The sequence below is a fragment of the Salipiger sp. 1_MG-2023 genome, from assembly GCF_030547555.1.
Lineage (GTDB): Bacteria > Pseudomonadota > Alphaproteobacteria > Rhodobacterales > Rhodobacteraceae > Salipiger.
In genome coordinates this window covers 42,281-58,756 of record NZ_JAUOQN010000015.1, presented here as the reverse complement: position 1 = coordinate 58,756, position 16,476 = coordinate 42,281, and the positions used below count along the sequence as shown (strand labels likewise).

The 16,476-nt window shown below is 64.9% G+C and carries 15 protein-coding genes; 5 read left to right on the top strand and 10 right to left on the bottom strand.

The features are described from left to right. Window positions 1-70: 70 nt before the first annotated feature. The 5 genes from argS to Q4543_RS09560 form a co-directional block, all read right to left on the bottom strand. Window positions 71-1,813 (bottom strand): arginine--tRNA ligase, encoded by a 1,743-nt coding sequence (argS, locus tag Q4543_RS09580; RefSeq protein WP_303437691.1) that lies wholly within the window; start codon window positions 1,811-1,813, stop codon window positions 71-73. Between the two features lie 81 nt (window positions 1,814-1,894). After that, window positions 1,895-2,641 carry a PEP_CTERM-anchored TLD domain-containing protein gene (locus tag Q4543_RS09575; RefSeq protein ID WP_303437689.1) on the bottom strand — a complete coding sequence of 249 codons (747 nt, stop codon included), beginning with the start codon at window positions 2,639-2,641 and terminating at the stop codon, window positions 1,895-1,897. Window positions 2,642-2,739: 98 nt separating this feature from the next. Beyond that, window positions 2,740-4,605 carry a sodium:proton antiporter gene (locus tag Q4543_RS09570; protein WP_303437687.1) on the bottom strand — a complete coding sequence of 622 codons (1,866 nt, stop codon included), beginning with the start codon at window positions 4,603-4,605 and terminating at the stop codon, window positions 2,740-2,742. Next, window positions 4,592-5,242, bottom strand: a complete 651-nt coding sequence (locus tag Q4543_RS09565) for a hypothetical protein (RefSeq protein ID WP_303437685.1) — start codon at window positions 5,240-5,242, stop codon at window positions 4,592-4,594. The genes Q4543_RS09570 and Q4543_RS09565 overlap by 14 nt, the downstream gene beginning before the upstream one ends. A gap of 104 nt (window positions 5,243-5,346) precedes the next feature. Beyond that, window positions 5,347-6,519, bottom strand: a complete 1,173-nt coding sequence (locus Q4543_RS09560) for a deoxyguanosinetriphosphate triphosphohydrolase (RefSeq protein WP_303437684.1) — start codon at window positions 6,517-6,519, stop codon at window positions 5,347-5,349. A 109-nt stretch (window positions 6,520-6,628) separates the two neighbouring features. Here Q4543_RS09560 and Q4543_RS09555 point away from each other — a divergent pair, with 109 nt between their 5' ends. Further along, entirely contained in the window at window positions 6,629-6,952 is a 324-nt protein-coding gene (locus Q4543_RS09555; RefSeq protein ID WP_216005885.1) for an iron-sulfur cluster assembly accessory protein, read from the top strand. Window positions 6,953-7,021: 69 nt separating this feature from the next. Here the strand turns inward: Q4543_RS09555 and Q4543_RS09550 are convergent, their stop codons facing one another. The 5 genes from Q4543_RS09550 to Q4543_RS09530 all read right to left on the bottom strand — a co-directional run bounded on the left by Q4543_RS09550 (window position 7,022) and on the right by Q4543_RS09530 (window position 12,164). Next, a complete protein-coding gene (locus Q4543_RS09550) occupies window positions 7,022-7,531 on the bottom strand; it encodes a CarD family transcriptional regulator (RefSeq protein WP_216005886.1) in 510 nt (169 codons plus the stop codon). 299 nt (window positions 7,532-7,830) lie between these two features. After that, window positions 7,831-8,169 (bottom strand): ferredoxin FdxA, encoded by a 339-nt coding sequence (gene fdxA, locus Q4543_RS09545; protein ID WP_216005887.1) that lies wholly within the window; start codon window positions 8,167-8,169, stop codon window positions 7,831-7,833. A 59-nt stretch (window positions 8,170-8,228) separates the two neighbouring features. Next, window positions 8,229-8,603 (bottom strand): RNA-binding S4 domain-containing protein, encoded by a 375-nt coding sequence (locus Q4543_RS09540; RefSeq protein WP_303437680.1) that lies wholly within the window; start codon window positions 8,601-8,603, stop codon window positions 8,229-8,231. Then, on the bottom strand, window positions 8,604-11,600 hold the full coding sequence (locus Q4543_RS09535) for a helicase-related protein (RefSeq protein WP_303437678.1): 2,997 nt from the start codon (window positions 11,598-11,600) through the stop codon (window positions 8,604-8,606). 54 nt (window positions 11,601-11,654) lie between these two features. Then, entirely contained in the window at window positions 11,655-12,164 is a 510-nt protein-coding gene (locus Q4543_RS09530; RefSeq protein WP_216005890.1) for a hypothetical protein, read from the bottom strand. A gap of 123 nt (window positions 12,165-12,287) precedes the next feature. Here Q4543_RS09530 and Q4543_RS09525 point away from each other — a divergent pair, with 123 nt between their 5' ends. Genes Q4543_RS09525 through Q4543_RS09510 form a run of 4 tightly spaced genes read left to right on the top strand, consistent with a single transcriptional unit; the run spans window position 12,288 to window position 16,179 of the window. Next, complete coding sequence (locus Q4543_RS09525) at window positions 12,288-12,578, top strand: SCP2 sterol-binding domain-containing protein (protein ID WP_303437676.1); 291 nt, start codon at window positions 12,288-12,290, stop codon at window positions 12,576-12,578. 1 nt (window position 12,579) lies between these two features. Continuing rightward, window positions 12,580-13,545 carry an alpha/beta fold hydrolase gene (locus Q4543_RS09520; protein WP_303437675.1) on the top strand — a complete coding sequence of 322 codons (966 nt, stop codon included), beginning with the start codon at window positions 12,580-12,582 and terminating at the stop codon, window positions 13,543-13,545. A gap of 37 nt (window positions 13,546-13,582) precedes the next feature. Beyond that, window positions 13,583-14,593 carry a ligase-associated DNA damage response exonuclease gene (locus Q4543_RS09515; RefSeq protein ID WP_303437673.1) on the top strand — a complete coding sequence of 337 codons (1,011 nt, stop codon included), beginning with the start codon at window positions 13,583-13,585 and terminating at the stop codon, window positions 14,591-14,593. Continuing rightward, window positions 14,590-16,179 (top strand): ATP-dependent DNA ligase, encoded by a 1,590-nt coding sequence (locus Q4543_RS09510; protein ID WP_303437671.1) that lies wholly within the window; start codon window positions 14,590-14,592, stop codon window positions 16,177-16,179. Before Q4543_RS09515 ends, Q4543_RS09510 begins: the two co-directional genes overlap by 4 nt. Window positions 16,180-16,476 lie beyond the last annotated feature (297 nt).

The following is a 16,476-nucleotide window of genomic DNA, read 5'->3' as shown; positions in this document are numbered from 1 at the left end:
TGCCCCGCGGGGCGCGCCCCGCGGCAGTCTGCTCTGCCGTCTGTCCCCGGGGCGGCGCGGCTGCCGTGGCTCAGCGCATTTCTTCCGCCGGGGTCACGCCCAAAATACCAAGGCCCGCCGAAATGACAACCGCAACAGCCCGCGCCAGCGCGATTTTGCTCTGGCTTGTAGCGCCGTCGTCCTGAAGAAACCGCAGTGACGGTTCGTCATGGCCGCGGTTCCACAAGCCATGCAGGTCGGCGGCCAGTTCGTTGAGCCAGATCGCTACCTTGTGCGGCTCGTGGCCCTTGGCGGCGATTTCCACCAGACGCGGCCATTCGGCCAGCTTCTTCATCAGGCCAAGTTCGGCATCATGGGTCAGGATCGACAGATCCGCCGCCAGCAGCGCCGCATCCGAAACGTCGATGCCCTGCTCTGCCGCCTTGCGCATCACCGAACACACCCGCGCATGGGCGTATTGCACGTAGAACACCGGGTTCTCGCGGCTTTGCTCGATCGCCTTGTCGAAATCGAAATCCAGCGAGGCATCGTTCTTGCGCGTCAGCATGACAAAGCGCGTGACGTCCGCCCCCACCTCTTCGACCACATCGCGCAGGGTGACGAAGGTGCCCGCGCGTTTCGACATCTTGAACGGCTCGCCATTCTTGAACAGCTTCACCAGCTGGATCAGCTTGATATCCAGCGGCGTCTGGCCATCGGACAGTGCCGAAACCGCAGCCTTCATCCGCTTGACATAGCCGCCGTGATCGGCGCCGAACACGTCGATCAGCTGGTCATAGCCGCGCTGAACCTTGTCGTAGTGATAGGCGATGTCGGGGGCGAAATAGGTCCATGCGCCATCCGATTTCATGATCGGGCGGTCGACATCGTCGCCATGTTCGGTCGATTTGAACAGCGTCTGCTCGCGCGGTTCCCAGTCTTCGGGAGTCTTGCCCTTGGGCGGTTCGAGCACGCCGCGATAGATCAGCCCCTTGGCGTCGAGCGAGGCGATGGCCGCCTCGATCTTGCCGGTGCCGTAGAGCGATTTCTCCGAGAAGAAATGATCCATCCGCACGCCAAGCATCGCCAGATCGGCGCGGATCAGCTCCATCATCTCGGCGGTGGCAAAGTTGCGCACCTCTTCAAGCCAGAATTGCTCGCCGGTGTCGAGGAACTTGTCACCGACCTGATCCTTGAGCTTTTCGCCAACCGCGATCAGGTACTCACCCGGATAGGTGCCATCGGGGAATTCCACCTCTTGCCCATGCGCTTCGAGATAGCGCAGGTAGACCGACCGTGCGAGCACATCGACCTGCGCCCCGCCGTCGTTGATGTAGTATTCACGCGTGACATCATAGCCGGCAAAATCCAGCAGGCTGGCGAGCGCATCGCCAAACACCGCGCCGCGGGTGTGGCCCACATGCATCGGGCCGGTCGGGTTGGCCGAGACGAATTCGACGTTGACGCGCGCGCCCTGCCCCATGTCCGAGCGGCCAAAGCCGGTGCCCTGCGACAGGATCGCGCCGGGCAGTTGCTGCCAGACGCCAGGGGCCAGCCGCAGGTTGAGAAACCCCGGCCCGGCCACTTCGGCGGCGGTAATGCGCGGATCTGCAGCGATCTGCTCCGCCAGCGCCTCGGCAATGTCGCGCGGCTTCAGCTTTGCGGGCTTGGCCAGCACCATCGCGGCATTGGTGGCCATGTCGCCGTGCAGTGCGTCTCGGGGAGGCTCCACCGTCACGGGCGCGGTGTTCAGATCGCCGGGCAGCATACCCGTGGCCTGAAGCGCCTCGATCGCGGAAATCACGAGCGCGCGAATGTCGGTGAAGAGGTTCATCTGTCTGGTCTCCTAACGGTCGAGCAGACCTGTACCACCTGTGCGCCCGACGTCAAATGGCCCGCGCACCGGGACAGGCCGCTACCGCCTGAGGCGCAGGGCGATGAGCGCCGCCAGAAGCAACGGCAGACCCGCAGGCAAAGGCACCGGCATCGGCGCGGGCACCGGATCGGACTCGGGCGTGGCGTAGCTGTAAACCTCGAGCGCCTCGACCCGCCACGCATCGTAGCCATAGCCCGAATTGCCCCAGCCACCGCCGGAATCCCCATGGATGGCGATCTGCCCCTGCGCCGTATCGTAGCTATAAGAGGCGCTGTACCCGTCCTGCTGGATATTGCTGTCCGGATCGGCCACCCCGAGCGTGCCGATGCCGGCGAACAGATCGTGCCCGCCGCCAAAGGTCGAGAAATAGGCCGGATCAGTGTAAACGGCCTGCAGACCGCTCAGCGCAGCGGAAGGGCGCTGAATCTCGATCTCGGTCAGATTGAAGATGAAGGCCTGGGAATCGGCGTGGAAGCCGGTCTCCGTGCCCCAGTCGATGGTGCTGTGCCCGCCGATCAGGGCAGAACTGCCGTCGTAAAGCGTGATCTGGAAGATCGACACCGTCGGCCCCATGCCATCGACGCCCACATGAAACGACTCTGCACTCGCGCTGCCCGCGACACCGCGCCAGATACGGGTGAACCCCTGATCGCCAAGGCCGATCCAGCTTTGCAGCTGCGCCTGCCCCGCGGCATCAAGCAGCTGCGGCCCGGCCTCCACGGTTGATGATTGCGCCACCCCCGGCGCGGCAACGCAAAGCACAAAGGCCAGACGGGCAAAATACATTCAAGCCTCTCCAATGTGCGGCGGGCCACACAACACCCGCCGGAAAAAACGCACATCTTGGGCTATCAGCAGAAGGTTAAGCGATCATTAACCTCGTTTCAGCTCTTCGGGTTGGCGGCTTTCAACGTATCCTGCCCGTTCTCGTCGCGCCGATCATCCTTGCGCTCTTCGCGCTTGGGGCCAAAGAACAACAGACGCGTGCCATCGGTGGATTTGACCTTATCATCGGGGCCCAGCAGACGCAGCGTGCCGCCCGGCCCCAGATCGGCCACCGGAACCGCATCGGGGTGGCGCGCGCGCCATTGCTCCAGCGTGAATTCCTCTGAAAGCTTGGTGACACGGAATTCCCAGCCCTCGGCGAGGCGGGCGTTGGCCTCGAAATAGGTCTCGTCGGCGGCGATCTTCTGGCCGCCCAGCGTGGCGGGCAGCGCATGGCGGGCAGACTGCCGCAGCCGCTTGAGCTGAAAGACGTGCTCGCGGCCAAATTCCGGCGCGAGGTCGGTCGCGACCAGCGTATTATAGGCATCGTTGTCCGACGCCGCGATCACCTTGTCATAGGTCACAAGGTCAAGATTGTGCTCGGCGGCTTCGGACAGGATATCACCCCAGAAGGTTTCCAGCCCGGCATCGCGGGCGCGGCGCAGATGGGCGTGGTTGGGATCGGCGATCATCACCGGCAGTTCCAGCTTGCGAAACGCCAGCCCCAGCGCCGTTGACCATCGCGAGCCACCGACGATCAGAACCCCCGGCGTTTCGGTCGCGGTCAGGCCCAGCCAGCGCGCCATCGGGGTCAGGGTAAAGCCATGCAGCACCACCGTCGCCGCGACCAGCGCAAAAGCCAGCATTGTCACCTTGGCGCCGTCTTCGATCCCGACCTGAACCAGCAGGTCTCCGAACAGCCCCGCCACCGCGACCAGCACCACGCCGCGCGGGCCAGTGAAGGCGACAAGCAGACGTTCCTTCCACGGGATATCCGAGAACGCCAGCGCCGCCAGCACCGGCAACGGCCGCGCCAGCAGGATCACCGACGCCACAAAAGCCAGCGTGCGCCAGTCCATCGCCAGCAGCGTGGCGCGATCCATGTTGGCGGCGAGCAGGATGAACACCCCCGACACCAGCAGGATCGTCGCGTGTTCCTTGAAGCGGCGCAGCTCGACATAGCTCGGCAGATTGGCATTGGCGATCCACAGCCCCATGACGGTGACCGCGAGCAGCCCGCTTTCGTGCAGGATCGCATCCGACACCGCAAACACCAGCAGCAGCAGCGCGAACAGCACCGGCACCTTCATGTATTCCGGCACCAGCGCATTGCGGAAGGCCTTGGCCAGCCCCCAGCCCGCCGCGACGCCGAACAATGTTGCAGCGCCGACGCCCACCAGCATCTCGACAATCGCGGCGCCCGCCGAGGCGCCATTGGCGAACACCACGACCACTTCGAACGCCAGCACAGCGGCCAGCGCGCCGACCGGATCGTTGACGATGGCCTCCCATTGCAGCAGCGCGGCGGGGCGCTTGCGCAGCCGTGCCTGCCGCAGCAACGGCGCAATGACCGTCGGGCCGGTGACGATCATGATGCCCCCGAACACCGCCGAGCTCTGCCAGCTGAGCCCTGCCGCCCAGTGCAACGCGGCGCTGGACGCCGCCCAGCCCAGCGGGCCGCCGATGAACACCAGCCGCCGCACGCCAACGGCGGCATCCGACAGCGAGCGCATGTTCAGCGTCATGCCACCTTCGAACAGGATGATCGCGACGGCGATGGCCAGCATCGGCTGCATCAGATCGCCGAATTGCTCGGACGGGCTAAGCACGCCAAGGCCCGGCCCGGCCACAAGCCCGGCGGCCAGCATCAGCACGATGGCCGGCATCCGCAGCCGCCACGCCAGCCACTGCGAGCCAACGCCAAGCGCGCCCACCAATGCAAATCCCAGCACGGGGCCAAGCCCCGCGGTTTCAGCTACCGCCATCCTCGTCCTTTCCAGTGACCTCGGCCCATGACGCATCCTTTAGCACACCGCCCCCCGACAGGGCGCGGGTGATCGGATGCGACAGGGCCAGCATCAGATCACCAGATGAGGTGCATCGCGTCGCTGTCCAGTGCTTTGAGGCTTGAGGGATCATCACCCCGTGCAATTTTGCCGGGGCAAGCGCCACATTCCACTGCCGCACCATCGCCCCGAGCATCCCGGACACCGCACCATCGTCGTCCCCCGGCAGCCCCACGATGGCGCGCCCCATGCCGACCCGAAGCCCCTGCGCGATCGACGACAGCAGGCCTTCGCTGCGTTCGGCCACCTTGCCGATGCTGTCATTGCGCAGCGACAGCGCCGAGAAATCATAGACCAGATGCAGCGGCTCGACCCCCCAGCTTTCGCCGAGGATCAGGCAAGCCTCGGGATCGGCCAGATCCAGCGGCAGGGTTTCGATGCGATCGGGGCGATGGGCGGCCAGCCCGTACATCGCCTTGGCCTCGGTGTCGATGGCCACAACCATCGCCCCAAAGCTGGCGAGACGCCGCACCAGCGCCCGGCCCAGCGGATGCCCTGCCCCGGACACGAGAACCACCTTGCCGGTGAATGCCGACACTCCGAATAGGCGCGTCATGCCTGCCCCTGCCTTTCTCCGAAGCCTGGTCCCGGCTCCTTGAGGCACAATGGCTGCATGTTTTTCCGCCCCTTGCAAGGGCGCTTCATGCCCGCGAGGCGAAATCAGTGCCGCTCGTGCAGCACATCCTTTCCGGTCAACCGCGCATGCGCCTGAAGCGCGTAGCGATCCGTCATGCCAGCGATGTAATCGGCGACGATGCGCGCCAGCGCCGCCTTGTCGGCGCAAGCGGCGATCTCGGGTTGCCAGCGCTGAGGCAGCTGCGCCGGATCGTCCATGTACAGCGGGAACAGCTCTTCGACGGCCTGTGTCACCATGGCACGCACCTGCATCACAGAGGGGGCGCGATACATGCGGGTGAACAGGAAATGCCGGATTTCCCTGAGCATGGCCCACATCTCGTCGGAAAAGGCGATGACCGGGCGGCCAAGATGGCGGATGGCATCGGCACTGTCCGGCGCGGCGGCATCGATACGCGCGCGGGACGTGTCGATCACGTCGGACACCATGTAGCCGAACACCCGCCGCAGCGCCTCGTGGCGACGCCGATAGCTGTCGAGGCCGGGATAGAGGCGATCGACCTCGGCATAAGCGGGGCCGATCAGGGCCAGCTCGGCGATTTCGCCTTCGGAGAACAGCCCGGCGCGCAGCCCGTCCTGCAGATCGTGGTTGTTGTAGGCGATATCGTCCGACAGCGCCGCCACCTGCGCTTCGGCGCTGGCATGGGTGTGCAGTTCCAGATCGTGCCGCGCGTTGTATTCCGCCAGCGTGACCGGCAGCGCCTTGCCCGGCGCCAGCGGCAGCAGTGGGCCATTGTGCTTGGCGATGCCTTCCAGCGTGTCCCAAGTCAGGTTCAGCCCGTCAAATTCGGCGTAATGGCATTCCAGCGAAGTGACGATGCGCAGCGCCTGCGCATTGTGATCAAAGCCGCCATAGGGCGCCATCAGCGCGTGCAGCGCGTCCTCGCCGGTGTGGCCAAAGGGCGTGTGGCCCAGATCATGCGCCAGCGCCACCGCCTCGGTCAGATCGGTGTTCAGCCCCAGCGCGCCGCACATGGTGCGGGCCACTTGCGCCACCTCGATGCTGTGGGTCAGGCGGGTGCGGTAGAAATCGCCCTCATGCTCGACAAACACCTGTGTCTTGTGCTTGAGTCGCCGGAATGCCGAGGAATGGATGATCCTGTCGCGATCGCGCTGAAAGCACGAGCGAAAGGCGCTTTCCTCTTCCGGAACCCGCCGCCCGCGCGATTGCTGCGGAATGCATGCGTAGATCTCCATGCCAAGCCCTTTCCAATTCCGGGCCAAGCGCCCTGCGCCCGGTTGCCGCCCGGTCCGACCCTTCCTATATTGGCAATACGCCCCAAGTGAAACACCTGCGAGACCCTTGATGAACCTGCCTCCCAAAGTAACCGACCGCGCCTTTGCCCGCCTCGAAGAGATCGGCGCAGCCTCGCAGGGCAAGGCCCTGCGCGTTGCGGTCGAAGGCGGCGGCTGTTCCGGCTTTCAATACGAGATCAAGCTGGACGACCCCGCCAGCGACGATCTGATCCTGTCGCATGGCAGCGAGCGCGTGGTGATCGACGAGATCTCGCTGCCGTTTCTGGCCGGCGCGACCATCGATTTCACCGAAGAGCTGATCGGCGCCCGCTTTGTCATCGAAAACCCCAATGCCAGCAGTTCCTGCGGCTGCGGCACCAGCTTTTCGATGTAACCGACCGATACGGCATGAAAAAAGGCGGGCTCCTCGCGGGGCCCGCCTTTTTCGTGGTCTGCAAACCGATCAGGCGGCGCGCAGGCCAAGCACCTCGTCGACCTGACGTGCGGCAGCAACCTCGTCTCCGCCAGCAACGGCAGCGACTTCACGGGTCAGACGCTCGAGCGCGGCTTCGTAGAGCTGACGCTCCGAATAGGATTGCTCGCGCTGATCATCGGCGCGGTGCAGGTCACGCACCACTTCGGCGATGGCGATCAGATCGCCCGAGTTGATCTTTTGTTCGTATTCCTGAGCACGGCGCGACCACATCGCCCGCTTGACCTTGGCCTTGCCCTTCAGGGTCTTCATCGCCTGGCTGACGACATCGGGGGTCGACAGCGAACGCATCCCGATTTCGGTCGCCTTGTGCGTGGGCACACGCAGGGTCATCTTGTCCTTTTCAAAGGAGATCACGAAGAGTTCCAGCTTGAGGCCGGCGATTTCCTGCTCTTCGATCGACATGATCTGGCCCACGCCATGCGCAGGGTAGACAACGTAATCGTTGGGGTGGAATTCGTTTTTCTTGGTCTTGGTCATACAACAGGGTCCTTAGCAGCCAAGCCCTATAGCAACAGGAAAACGGATCGATCAAAGACGACAAAGACGGCCGGAAATGCAACGTGCATCCCGTACGTGAGAACTTTACCGTTCCTGGATCAACCCTTGGGGCGCAAGGAGGCCCTGATTTCTGTGCGTGGCTTCGTCATGTGGGGTGAGTATACCACAAGAATCGTGACTTTCCCACAACCTTGCTTACCCACCAATATGTCGCGACAAATCAAGTGCTTGCGCAGGGCCGTCTGACCCCGCGTTCACGCTGGATGGCGAATCAAGTCTCAGCCGCCCTCGCCCGGCGCTTCCGAGAAATACTTTTCCATCTTGCCGGACTCGCCGTCGCGCTCTTCGGCCTCAGGCATCGGATCTTTCTTCGAAATGATCACCGGCCAAAGCTCGGAATACTTGCGATTGAACTCGACCCATTTTTCCATGTCCGGCTCGGTGTCGGGCCGGATCGCATCGGCGGGGCATTCGGGTTCGCACACGCCGCAGTCGATGCATTCGTCGGGATGAATCACCAGCGTGTTCTCGCCCTCGTAAAAGCAATCCACGGGGCATACCTCGACGCAATCGGTGTATTTGCAGGCGATGCAGTTCTCAGTGACCACGTAAGTCATGGGCGTCCATCCGTCAGGGTGTCAATCTGTATCCTGCGCAACTAGACCAGCGCGCCGGATCATTCAAGCCTATCCCGCTGCCGATCCATGATCCGGCGGTCACGCTTTGTTGGCCGCCCGCCCGCCTCGGCCACGGGCAGCGACGGATCGGGCACGCGGGCCTTGGGCGGATCGAGGTCGGCGTAAAGCGCCTGCGCCTCAGGCGCCGGGCCGCGCCGCTCGCCCAAGGCAAGGATGCGGATCACCCGCACCTCCTTGCCCTGCGCAAAGGTCAGCACGTCGCCCGGGCCCACCGAAAAGGCCGGCTTGGCGACGGACAGGCCGTTCACGCGCAGCCCGCCGCCAACCACCTTGGCGGCAAGGCTGCGCGTCTTGAAGAACCGCGCCTGCCACAGCCACTTGTCGAGGCGCAGCTTTGACGGTGCCTCGCTCACTCAGGACTTGTTCTTGAAGCCCATGAGCGCGGCGGCAAAAGGGTTGTCCGGGTCGATGCGGTCCGCCTTGCGGGGGCCAGATTCGTAGGTCTTGGACTTGTTGCCCGGCCCGCCTTGCGGCTTGCCACCCTTGCCCTTGCGCGGGCCCTTGCCCTGAGCGCCCCGGTCTCCCCGCTCGCCGCCCTGCCGTTCCCCGGCCTGACGTTCGCCCTGAGGCTTGCCCTTGCCGCGCGGTGCGCCGCTGCGGGCCCCGCCCTGCTCACGGCGGTTGCCGCCGCGTGCGCCGCGGTTGCCACCCCATGTGAAGGTGTAGAACACCTCGATCTCGGGGCCCGACAGCGCCTCGTCGGGCGCGGTGCCCGGAAGCAGCTCTTCCTCGGGGGTTTCGGCGATGTTGTCATCGTCCTTGACCGGTTCGGGGTCTTCGTTGATCGGGGCATAGCCCGCATCGTCGATCGACTCGGTCCCTGCGACCACATCCGCAGCCGCCGGGGTTTGCGCCATGTCAGGCGCAGCGCCGGGGCTGGTTTCCTCGATCTGAGCGGCGTCGAAGACGGGGATATCCTCGCCCGACTCGCCCTCGGGTGTGGCGCTTGTGGTAACGACCGTATCGGCGGCGCGCACCTTGCTGCGTTCGGCCTTTTCGGCCTTGTAGCCCAGCCCGCCCATCAGATCAGAGAACTGTTCCAGCGTCATGCCGGTGATCGACAGCATGTCGGGATTGGCTTCAAAGCCGCCCCGGCTGTCCTGCGCGCGCAGAAGATCGGCCAGTCGCTCTAGCATGTCGATGCGGATCGCCCGTTCGCCCGACGGACGATAACCCGCCAGCGTATAGTGCTGCATCGGCACGTCGCGGATGTTGGGCACGGTCACCAGACCCGGCGGCGGTGCCTCGGGGAAATGATCGAGATCGTTGAACAGCGACCACAGCACCAGCCGCAGCCGCGTCGGCGCCGGCTTGAGCAGCAGCGGCATGAAGATGGTGTACTGCCCGAAGCGGATGCCATGCTTGCGCAGCGCGCCGCGCGAGTCCTGATCCAGCTGCTTGACCTCGTCGGCGACCTGCGCGCGCGGCACGATGCCCATGGATTCGACCATGCGGAAGGCAAAGCCCCGCGCCAGCCCGGTCAGCGCCTCGTCATCGCGCAGGTTGAGCAGCGGCTCGAACAGCGCGGCGATCTTGCGGTCGATGAAATGCTGCAGGCGGCGTTCCACCTTTTGCACCACATCCGCGCCCGCCGTATCGTCGACAAACGCCACGATGCGCGGCTTGAGTGCGTCATCGCCCTTGGCCAGCCGACCCACTGCCTGGTCGCCCCACATGAGGCCCCCCTGCTCGGTGAAGTCGATCTCGGTATCCGGCGCGTTGTAGAAACGGTCCGCCCTCAGATGGAAATGCGGCGCGAGCGCCTGCAACGACGCCTGTTTCAGCGTCTTGGCTTCCTGCCCTGTCGCGCCCTGGTCCTGACGGAACCGGAACCCTTCAAGCCGACCGACGAATTCGCCTTCGACGGTCACTTCACCCTTGTCGTTCACATCGGCCAAGAGGGCCTCCTTCTGCTTCAACCGGCGAAGCAGCACTGATGTCCGCCGGTCAACAAATCTTTGAGTCAGTCGCTCGTGGAGCGCATCCGACAGTGCGTCTTCTACAGCGCGGGTCGCGTCGCGCCAATGCATTTCGTCATCGACCCATCCCTTGCGCTGCGCCACGTATGTCCATGTGCGGATATACGCCAGCCGTTTCGACAGCGCGTCGATGTCTCCGTCCGTCCGGTCGATGCGTTTGACCTGCCGGGCAAAGAAATCCGCCGGGATGCTGCCCCGCTCGTGCAGGTGCTGGAAGATAACTTGCAACAGCCCCGCATGTTCCGCATGAGAAATGCCGCGAAAATCCGGCACCCGGCAGACATCCCACAAAAGCTGAACAGAGGCAGGATTGCTGGCGCGGGCGAAGACCTCTGCCTCCCTCGACAGCGACTTGAGCACCTGAAGGTCATCGGCCTCGCGCGCCTTCATCAGCCATTCGTTGTCGGGCGACATCTCGAGCGATTGCACCAGTGCGTCGATCGAGCCAAAGCGCAGATCGGAGTTGCGCCAGCCCAGCTTGCGGATCGGCGTGAAGCTGTGAGAGGTGATCGCCTCGACCCAGTCATCGGGGATCTGCCCCGCATCGCCGGTGGTGCCGAAGGTGCCGGGCTTCATGCCCCGCCCTGCGCGCCCGGCGATCTGCGCCAGCTCGTTGGGCTGCAACTCGCGCATCCGCCGCCCGTCGAACTTGGTCAGCGAGGAAAATGCCACATGGTCGATATCAAGGTTGAGCCCCATGCCGATGGCATCGGTGGCGACGAGGTAATCGACCTCGCCGTTCTGATAGAGATCGACCTGCGCGTTGCGCGTGCGCGGGCTGAGCGCGCCCATCACCACCGCCGCGCCGCCCTTGGTGCGGCGGATCAGCTCGGCGATGGCATAGACGTTGTCGACCGAAAACCCGACGATGGCCGAGCGCGCCGGCATCCGGCTGATTTTCTTCGAGCCGAGATAGCTCAGCTGGCTCATCCGCTCGCGGCGGATGAATTCAACGCCCTTGACGAGCTGCGAGATCGGGCCGCGCATGGTGTCGGCCCCCATGAACAGCGTCTCGTGCAAGCCGCGCATCCGCAGCAGACGGTCGGTAAACACATGGCCGCGTTCGGGATCGGCGCAAAGCTGGATCTCGTCGATACCGACAAAATCCGTGCCCATGCCTTCGGGCATCGCCTCGACGGTGCACACCCAATAGGCAGCACGCGGCGGCACGATACGTTCCTCGCCGGTGACAAGCGCCACCACGCCGGGGCCGCGGGCGGCGACGATCTTGTCATAGACCTCGCGCGCGAGCAGCCGCAGCGGCAGGCCGATCATGCCTGTGCGATGGCCAAGCATCCGCTCGATCGCGTAGTGGGTCTTGCCGGTGTTGGTCGGGCCGAGAACGGCCGCGATCCTTGCGCGCTGGGGCATGTGGGCCCTGGTCCTTCTCGCCGTTCCTTGCCGTCGGGGGTTCCGGGGCCGGGCTCAGATCTCGATACCCTGAACGCGGCCCGCGAGCCGCTCCAGCGCATCTGTCACCGCTTCATCGAACGGCCTGAGCTCCAGTACCCGTGCATAGGCCTCATAGGCAAGCGCCTCGTTGCCGATCTGTTCATGGATCGCGGCGACTCCGCGCAGCGCCCCGAAATGCACCGGGTTGAGCGCAAGGGTGCGTTCCAGCGCATCCATCGACGGGCCAAGCATTTCCGCCTGAAAATAGGCCAGCGCCAGCACGTACCAGCCCTCGGCGAAATCCGGCGCATGGTCGGTCAGCGCGGTCAGATGCTGGATGGCCGGGCCGGTCTGCTGCAGCTCGAGCGCATCGCGCCCACGCTTGAGCAGAAGGTCCATCACCGCAGAGCCGCTTTTGGACCATTCCATGTCCAGCGCGCGTTCAGCCCGCGCCGCCGCCTCTGGGGACTGGGCCGCGCCCAGTTCTTCCAGCAGCTCGCCCGCGCGATCCTGCGCCTGCGCAAGACCGGGTATGGAAAACATGACTGTGGCACAAACTGCCGTCACGATAGAATTGCTTATGGGGACACGCATGCTCATACCTTCCGAGTGTAGACTGAAGATGCTGAATTGCCAGCACAGGATTTCGTGAAGGAAGAACAGGACATGAGCGACGTTATTTCAGCAGCGGTGGATGCCCTGAACGCAAGGCTGGACGGAACAGGTTTTGACGGCATCGCCAAATTCGTCATCGAGGACGAAGGCAGTATCATCATCGACGAAAACGGTGCCCGCGCGGGCGACGACGAGGCCGATGTAACACTCACCGCCGAGACTGACACTTTCCAGCAGATCATTGAAGGAGATCTTAACCCGACCACGGCATTCATGTCGGGTCGGCTGAAGATCGACGGAGACATGGGCGCGGCGATGCGTCTTGGAGGAGTATTGTCCTGAGATGATGTCAGACGCGCCTTTCTACGCCGAGCTTGCCGAGGGGCCAAAGGGCACGCGCGCCTTCTGGGTGACCACGTCGGATGGCCTGCGCCTGCGCGTGGCGCATTACCCGTCCGCAGAGGCCAAGGGCACCGTGCTGCTGTTTCCCGGCCGCACGGAATATGTCGAGAAATATGGCCGGGTTGCGGGCGATCTGACCGATCGTGGCTATTGTGTGCTGACCATCGACTGGCGCGGACAGGGGCTGGCCGACCGGATGCACACCGATCCGCGCACCGGGCATGTGATGCAGTTTCAGGACTACCAGCAAGACGTCGACGCGATGATGCACGCGGCGGCGGCGCTGGATTTGCCAAAGCCGTACTACCTCTTGGGTCATTCCATGGGCAGTTGCATCGCCCTGCGGGCGCTGATGCGCGATCTGCCAGTGGTGGCGGCGGGCTTTACCGGGCCGATGTGGGGGATTCGCATGGCGGTGCCGCTGCGCCCCGCCGCGTGGGCGCTTGGCTGGGGCAGCTCGCGCGTCGGGATGGGGCATGTCTATGCGCCCACCACCGGCCCGCTGAGCTACGTGACCTCGGCCCCGTTCCAAGGCAACCTGCTGACCACGGACCGCGACGGCTGGAACTACATGCACCGTCAGGTAAGCGAGGTGCCCGAGCTGCAATTGGGCGGCCCGTCGCTGCAATGGCTGCATCAGGCGCTGATCGAATGCCTTGCGCTGGCCCGGAAGCCCTCGCCGCAGGTGCCCGCCATCGTTTTCGTCGGCTCGAACGAGCGCATTGTCGATGTTCCGCGCATCGCTCAGCGCATGTCGATGTGGCCGGGTGGGCGGCTGGAAACGGTGAGCGGCGGCGAACACGAGGTGCTGATGGAAAGCGCCCCGGTGCGCCGCCGCATCCTGACAGAGATGCTGGATTTTTTCGAAAATGCCAGCGCCTCTGACGCCCCTGCCCTCAGCGCCTGATCTGGTCGACATCACGGCGCGGGCTAACTCCGCAGGTATGAGCAAGCCGGTCCTGATCTTTACCGACAAAGGCATCTATTGCCCGGCGGGCGGTTTTTACATCGACCCATGGCGTCCGGTCGACCGGGCGCTGATCACCCATGGCCACGCCGATCATTCGCGCTGGGGCCACGCGCGCTACCTGTCGAGCGATGCCGCCGCCCCGGTGATCCGCCACCGGCTCGGCGAGATTGCCATCGAAACGCTTCCCTACGGCGAGGCCCGCCGCATTGGCGATGCGCAGGTCAGCTTTCACCCCGCCGGGCACATCCCCGGCTCGGCGCAGATCCGCATCGAGGTCGGCGGCGAGGTCTGGGTGGTGTCGGGCGATTACAAGGTCTCTCCTGACGGGCTGTGCGAAAGCTTCGAGCCGCTGCGCTGCCATGCCTTCATCACCGAATGCACCTTTGGCCTGCCGGTCTTTAACTGGGCGCCGCAGGCGGAGGTCGCCGCGCAGATCAACGCATGGTGGGCCGCCAATGCCGCCGAGGGCCGCCCGTCGCTGCTGGGGGCCTATTCGCTGGGCAAGGCGCAACGGCTGCTGGCACTGCTCGATCCAGCCATCGGCCCGATCCTGACGCACGGCGCGGTGGAAAACACCAACGAGGTGCTGCGGGCCCAAGGCTACGCGCTGCCCGACACCCTGCGCGTCACGCCGGATCTCGACGTCAAGGCCCATCCGGGCGCCATGGTCATCGCGCCGCCCTCGGCATTGGGAGCAAGCTGGGCGCGCCGGTTCCGGGGGGCGCAGGTCGGCATGGCGTCGGGCTGGATGGCGCTGCGCGGTGTGCGCCGCCGCCGGGGCGCCGACCGGGGCTTTGTTCTGTCGGACCACGCCGATTGGGGCGAATTGCACAGCGCCATCCGTGAAACCGGCGCGGAAAAAATCTTTGCCACCCATGGCTATACCGAGATATTTGCCCGCTGGCTGACGGCGCAGGGCTATGACGTGCAGATCGTGCCGACCCAATTCGGCGGCGACGAAGACACCGACGGCGAGGCGCCATGATAGCTTTTGCCGCGCTGTTCACCGCCATCGACCAAAGCACCAAGACCACCGTCAAGACCGCCGCGCTGGCCGAGTATTTCCGCACCGCCCCGGATGACGACCGGCTGTGGACGGTCGCGCTGTTCTCGGGCCGTCGGCCGAAACGCGCCGTCACCACCACGCAGCTGCGCGAATGGGCTGCCGAGCGCGCCGGGTTGCCGCTCTGGCTGCTCGAGGAAAGCTACCCCATCGTCGGCGATCTGGCCGAGACCATCGCACTTATTCTGCCGCCGAATGACAACACCTCCGACCGCCCGCTCAGCGCATGGCTGGGCGACCTGCTGGAATACCCCTCTCTCGACATCGAAGCGCGCAAGGCGCGAATCCTTGACGCGTGGAACCGGCTCGATGCCACTGAACGGTTCCTGTTCAACAAGCTGATCACCGGCGGCTTTCGCATCGGCGTGTCGCGCAAGCTGATGACCCGCGCGCTGGCGCAGGCCACCGGGCAGGACGAAGCCGCCATGGCGCTGCGCCTGATGGGCGACTGGACGCCACAAACCACCACGTGGCAGCGGCTGGTGGCCGCCCCCGAGCCCGAAGAAGACGACAGCCGCCCCTATCCGTTTTACCTAGCCTACCAACTGGAAAGCGCGCCGCAGGCGCTTGGCCCGGCGCAGGACTGGCTGGCGGAATGGAAATGGGATGGCATTCGCGGTCAGCTGATCCTGCGCGGCGGCGCGCATCATGTCTGGTCGCGCGGCGAAGAGCTGATGAGCGACCGCTTCCCCGAACTTGCCGCCGCAATGGATTTCCTGCCCGAGGGGCTGGTGTTTGACGGCGAAATCATCGCGTGGGATGGCGGCCAGCCGCTGCCCTTCAACACGCTGCAACAACGCATCGGGCGCAAGAGCGTGCCGAAAAAGCTGCTGCGCGAGGCGCCGGTGGTGATGCTGGCCTATGACCTGCTCGAAGACGGGCAAGACCTGCGCGATACCCCGCTGCACGCGCGCCGCGCCCGGCTGGAAACGCTGCTCGCGGGTCTGCCGCCCGAGGCCAACATCCGCCTCTCGCCCCGCATCCCGTTCGAAACATGGGAGGATCTGGCACAAACCCGCGACATGGCGCGTGATCACCGCGCCGAGGGGGTGATGCTGAAACGGCTCGATGCGCCCTATCTTGCAGGGCGCAAAAAGGGCGACTGGTGGAAGTGGAAGCTCGACCCGCTTTGCGTCGATGCGGTGATGATCTACGCCCAGCAGGGGCACGGGCGGCGCGCCAACCTGTTCACCGATTTCACCTTTGCCGCGTGGAACGGCAACGAGCTGGTGCCCTTTACCAAGGCCTATTCCGGCCTCACCGACGCGGAATTCGCCAAGATCACCGCATGGGTGCGCCGCAACACGCTGCAGCGCTTTGGCCCGGTGCGGCAAGTCAAACCAGAGCTGGTGTTCGAGATCGCCTTCGAAGGCATCCAGCCTTCGCCCCGGCACAAATCCGGCCTGTCGCTGCGGTTTCCCCGCATGGCGCGCTGGCGTCACGACAAGCCCGCGCAAGAGGCCAACACGCTGGACGATCTGCGCGAGATGCTGGCGCTTTACGGCTAGGACCAGTCTGGCTCGGGGTCGGCCCGGCTGCTCCGGCCAGCATGCGCGCAGTAATGACTAGGTTTTCAATGCCTTCCGGGCCTCATTCAGCTCAGCCCCCTGTCTTGGCAATGACAAAGCCCCCCACGGACTGCGGCACAAGGCCCATCGCGCCGCCGCATCACCAGCAGAGGATCACGCCCGAGCGCATCGGAAGCTCCGGGCGCGCCGGGGCGCTCGCCGTCAAAATCCGCGCTGAACCATTGCTTTCCGCAAGGCGCGCCCCCTATGTCTTGGGTCAAACCTTCACGACGAGGA

Bases quoted from the DNA above. Each gene is read 5' to 3' on its own strand.
- argS (WP_303437691.1), bottom strand. From the start codon at position 1,813: ATGAACCTCTTCACCGACATTCGCGCGCTCGTGATTTCCGCGATCGAG.
- Q4543_RS09575 (WP_303437689.1), bottom strand. From the start codon at position 2,641: ATGTATTTTGCCCGTCTGGCCTTTGTGCTTTGCGTTGCCGCGCCGGGG.
- Q4543_RS09570 (WP_303437687.1), bottom strand. From the start codon at position 4,605: ATGGCGGTAGCTGAAACCGCGGGGCTTGGCCCCGTGCTGGGATTTGCA.
- Q4543_RS09565 (WP_303437685.1), bottom strand. From the start codon at position 5,242: ATGACGCGCCTATTCGGAGTGTCGGCATTCACCGGCAAGGTGGTTCTC.
- Q4543_RS09560 (WP_303437684.1), bottom strand. From the start codon at position 6,519: ATGGAGATCTACGCATGCATTCCGCAGCAATCGCGCGGGCGGCGGGTT.
- Q4543_RS09555 (WP_216005885.1), top strand. From the start codon at position 6,629: ATGAACCTGCCTCCCAAAGTAACCGACCGCGCCTTTGCCCGCCTCGAA.
- Q4543_RS09550 (WP_216005886.1), bottom strand. From the start codon at position 7,531: ATGACCAAGACCAAGAAAAACGAATTCCACCCCAACGATTACGTTGTC.
- fdxA (WP_216005887.1), bottom strand. From the start codon at position 8,169: ATGACTTACGTGGTCACTGAGAACTGCATCGCCTGCAAATACACCGAT.
- Q4543_RS09535 (WP_303437678.1), bottom strand. From the start codon at position 11,600: ATGCCCCAGCGCGCAAGGATCGCGGCCGTTCTCGGCCCGACCAACACC.
- Q4543_RS09530 (WP_216005890.1), bottom strand. From the start codon at position 12,164: ATGTTTTCCATACCCGGTCTTGCGCAGGCGCAGGATCGCGCGGGCGAG.
- Q4543_RS09525 (WP_303437676.1), top strand. From the start codon at position 12,288: ATGAGCGACGTTATTTCAGCAGCGGTGGATGCCCTGAACGCAAGGCTG.
- Q4543_RS09520 (WP_303437675.1), top strand. From the start codon at position 12,580: ATGATGTCAGACGCGCCTTTCTACGCCGAGCTTGCCGAGGGGCCAAAG.
- Q4543_RS09515 (WP_303437673.1), top strand. From the start codon at position 13,583: ATGAGCAAGCCGGTCCTGATCTTTACCGACAAAGGCATCTATTGCCCG.
- Q4543_RS09510 (WP_303437671.1), top strand. From the start codon at position 14,590: ATGATAGCTTTTGCCGCGCTGTTCACCGCCATCGACCAAAGCACCAAG.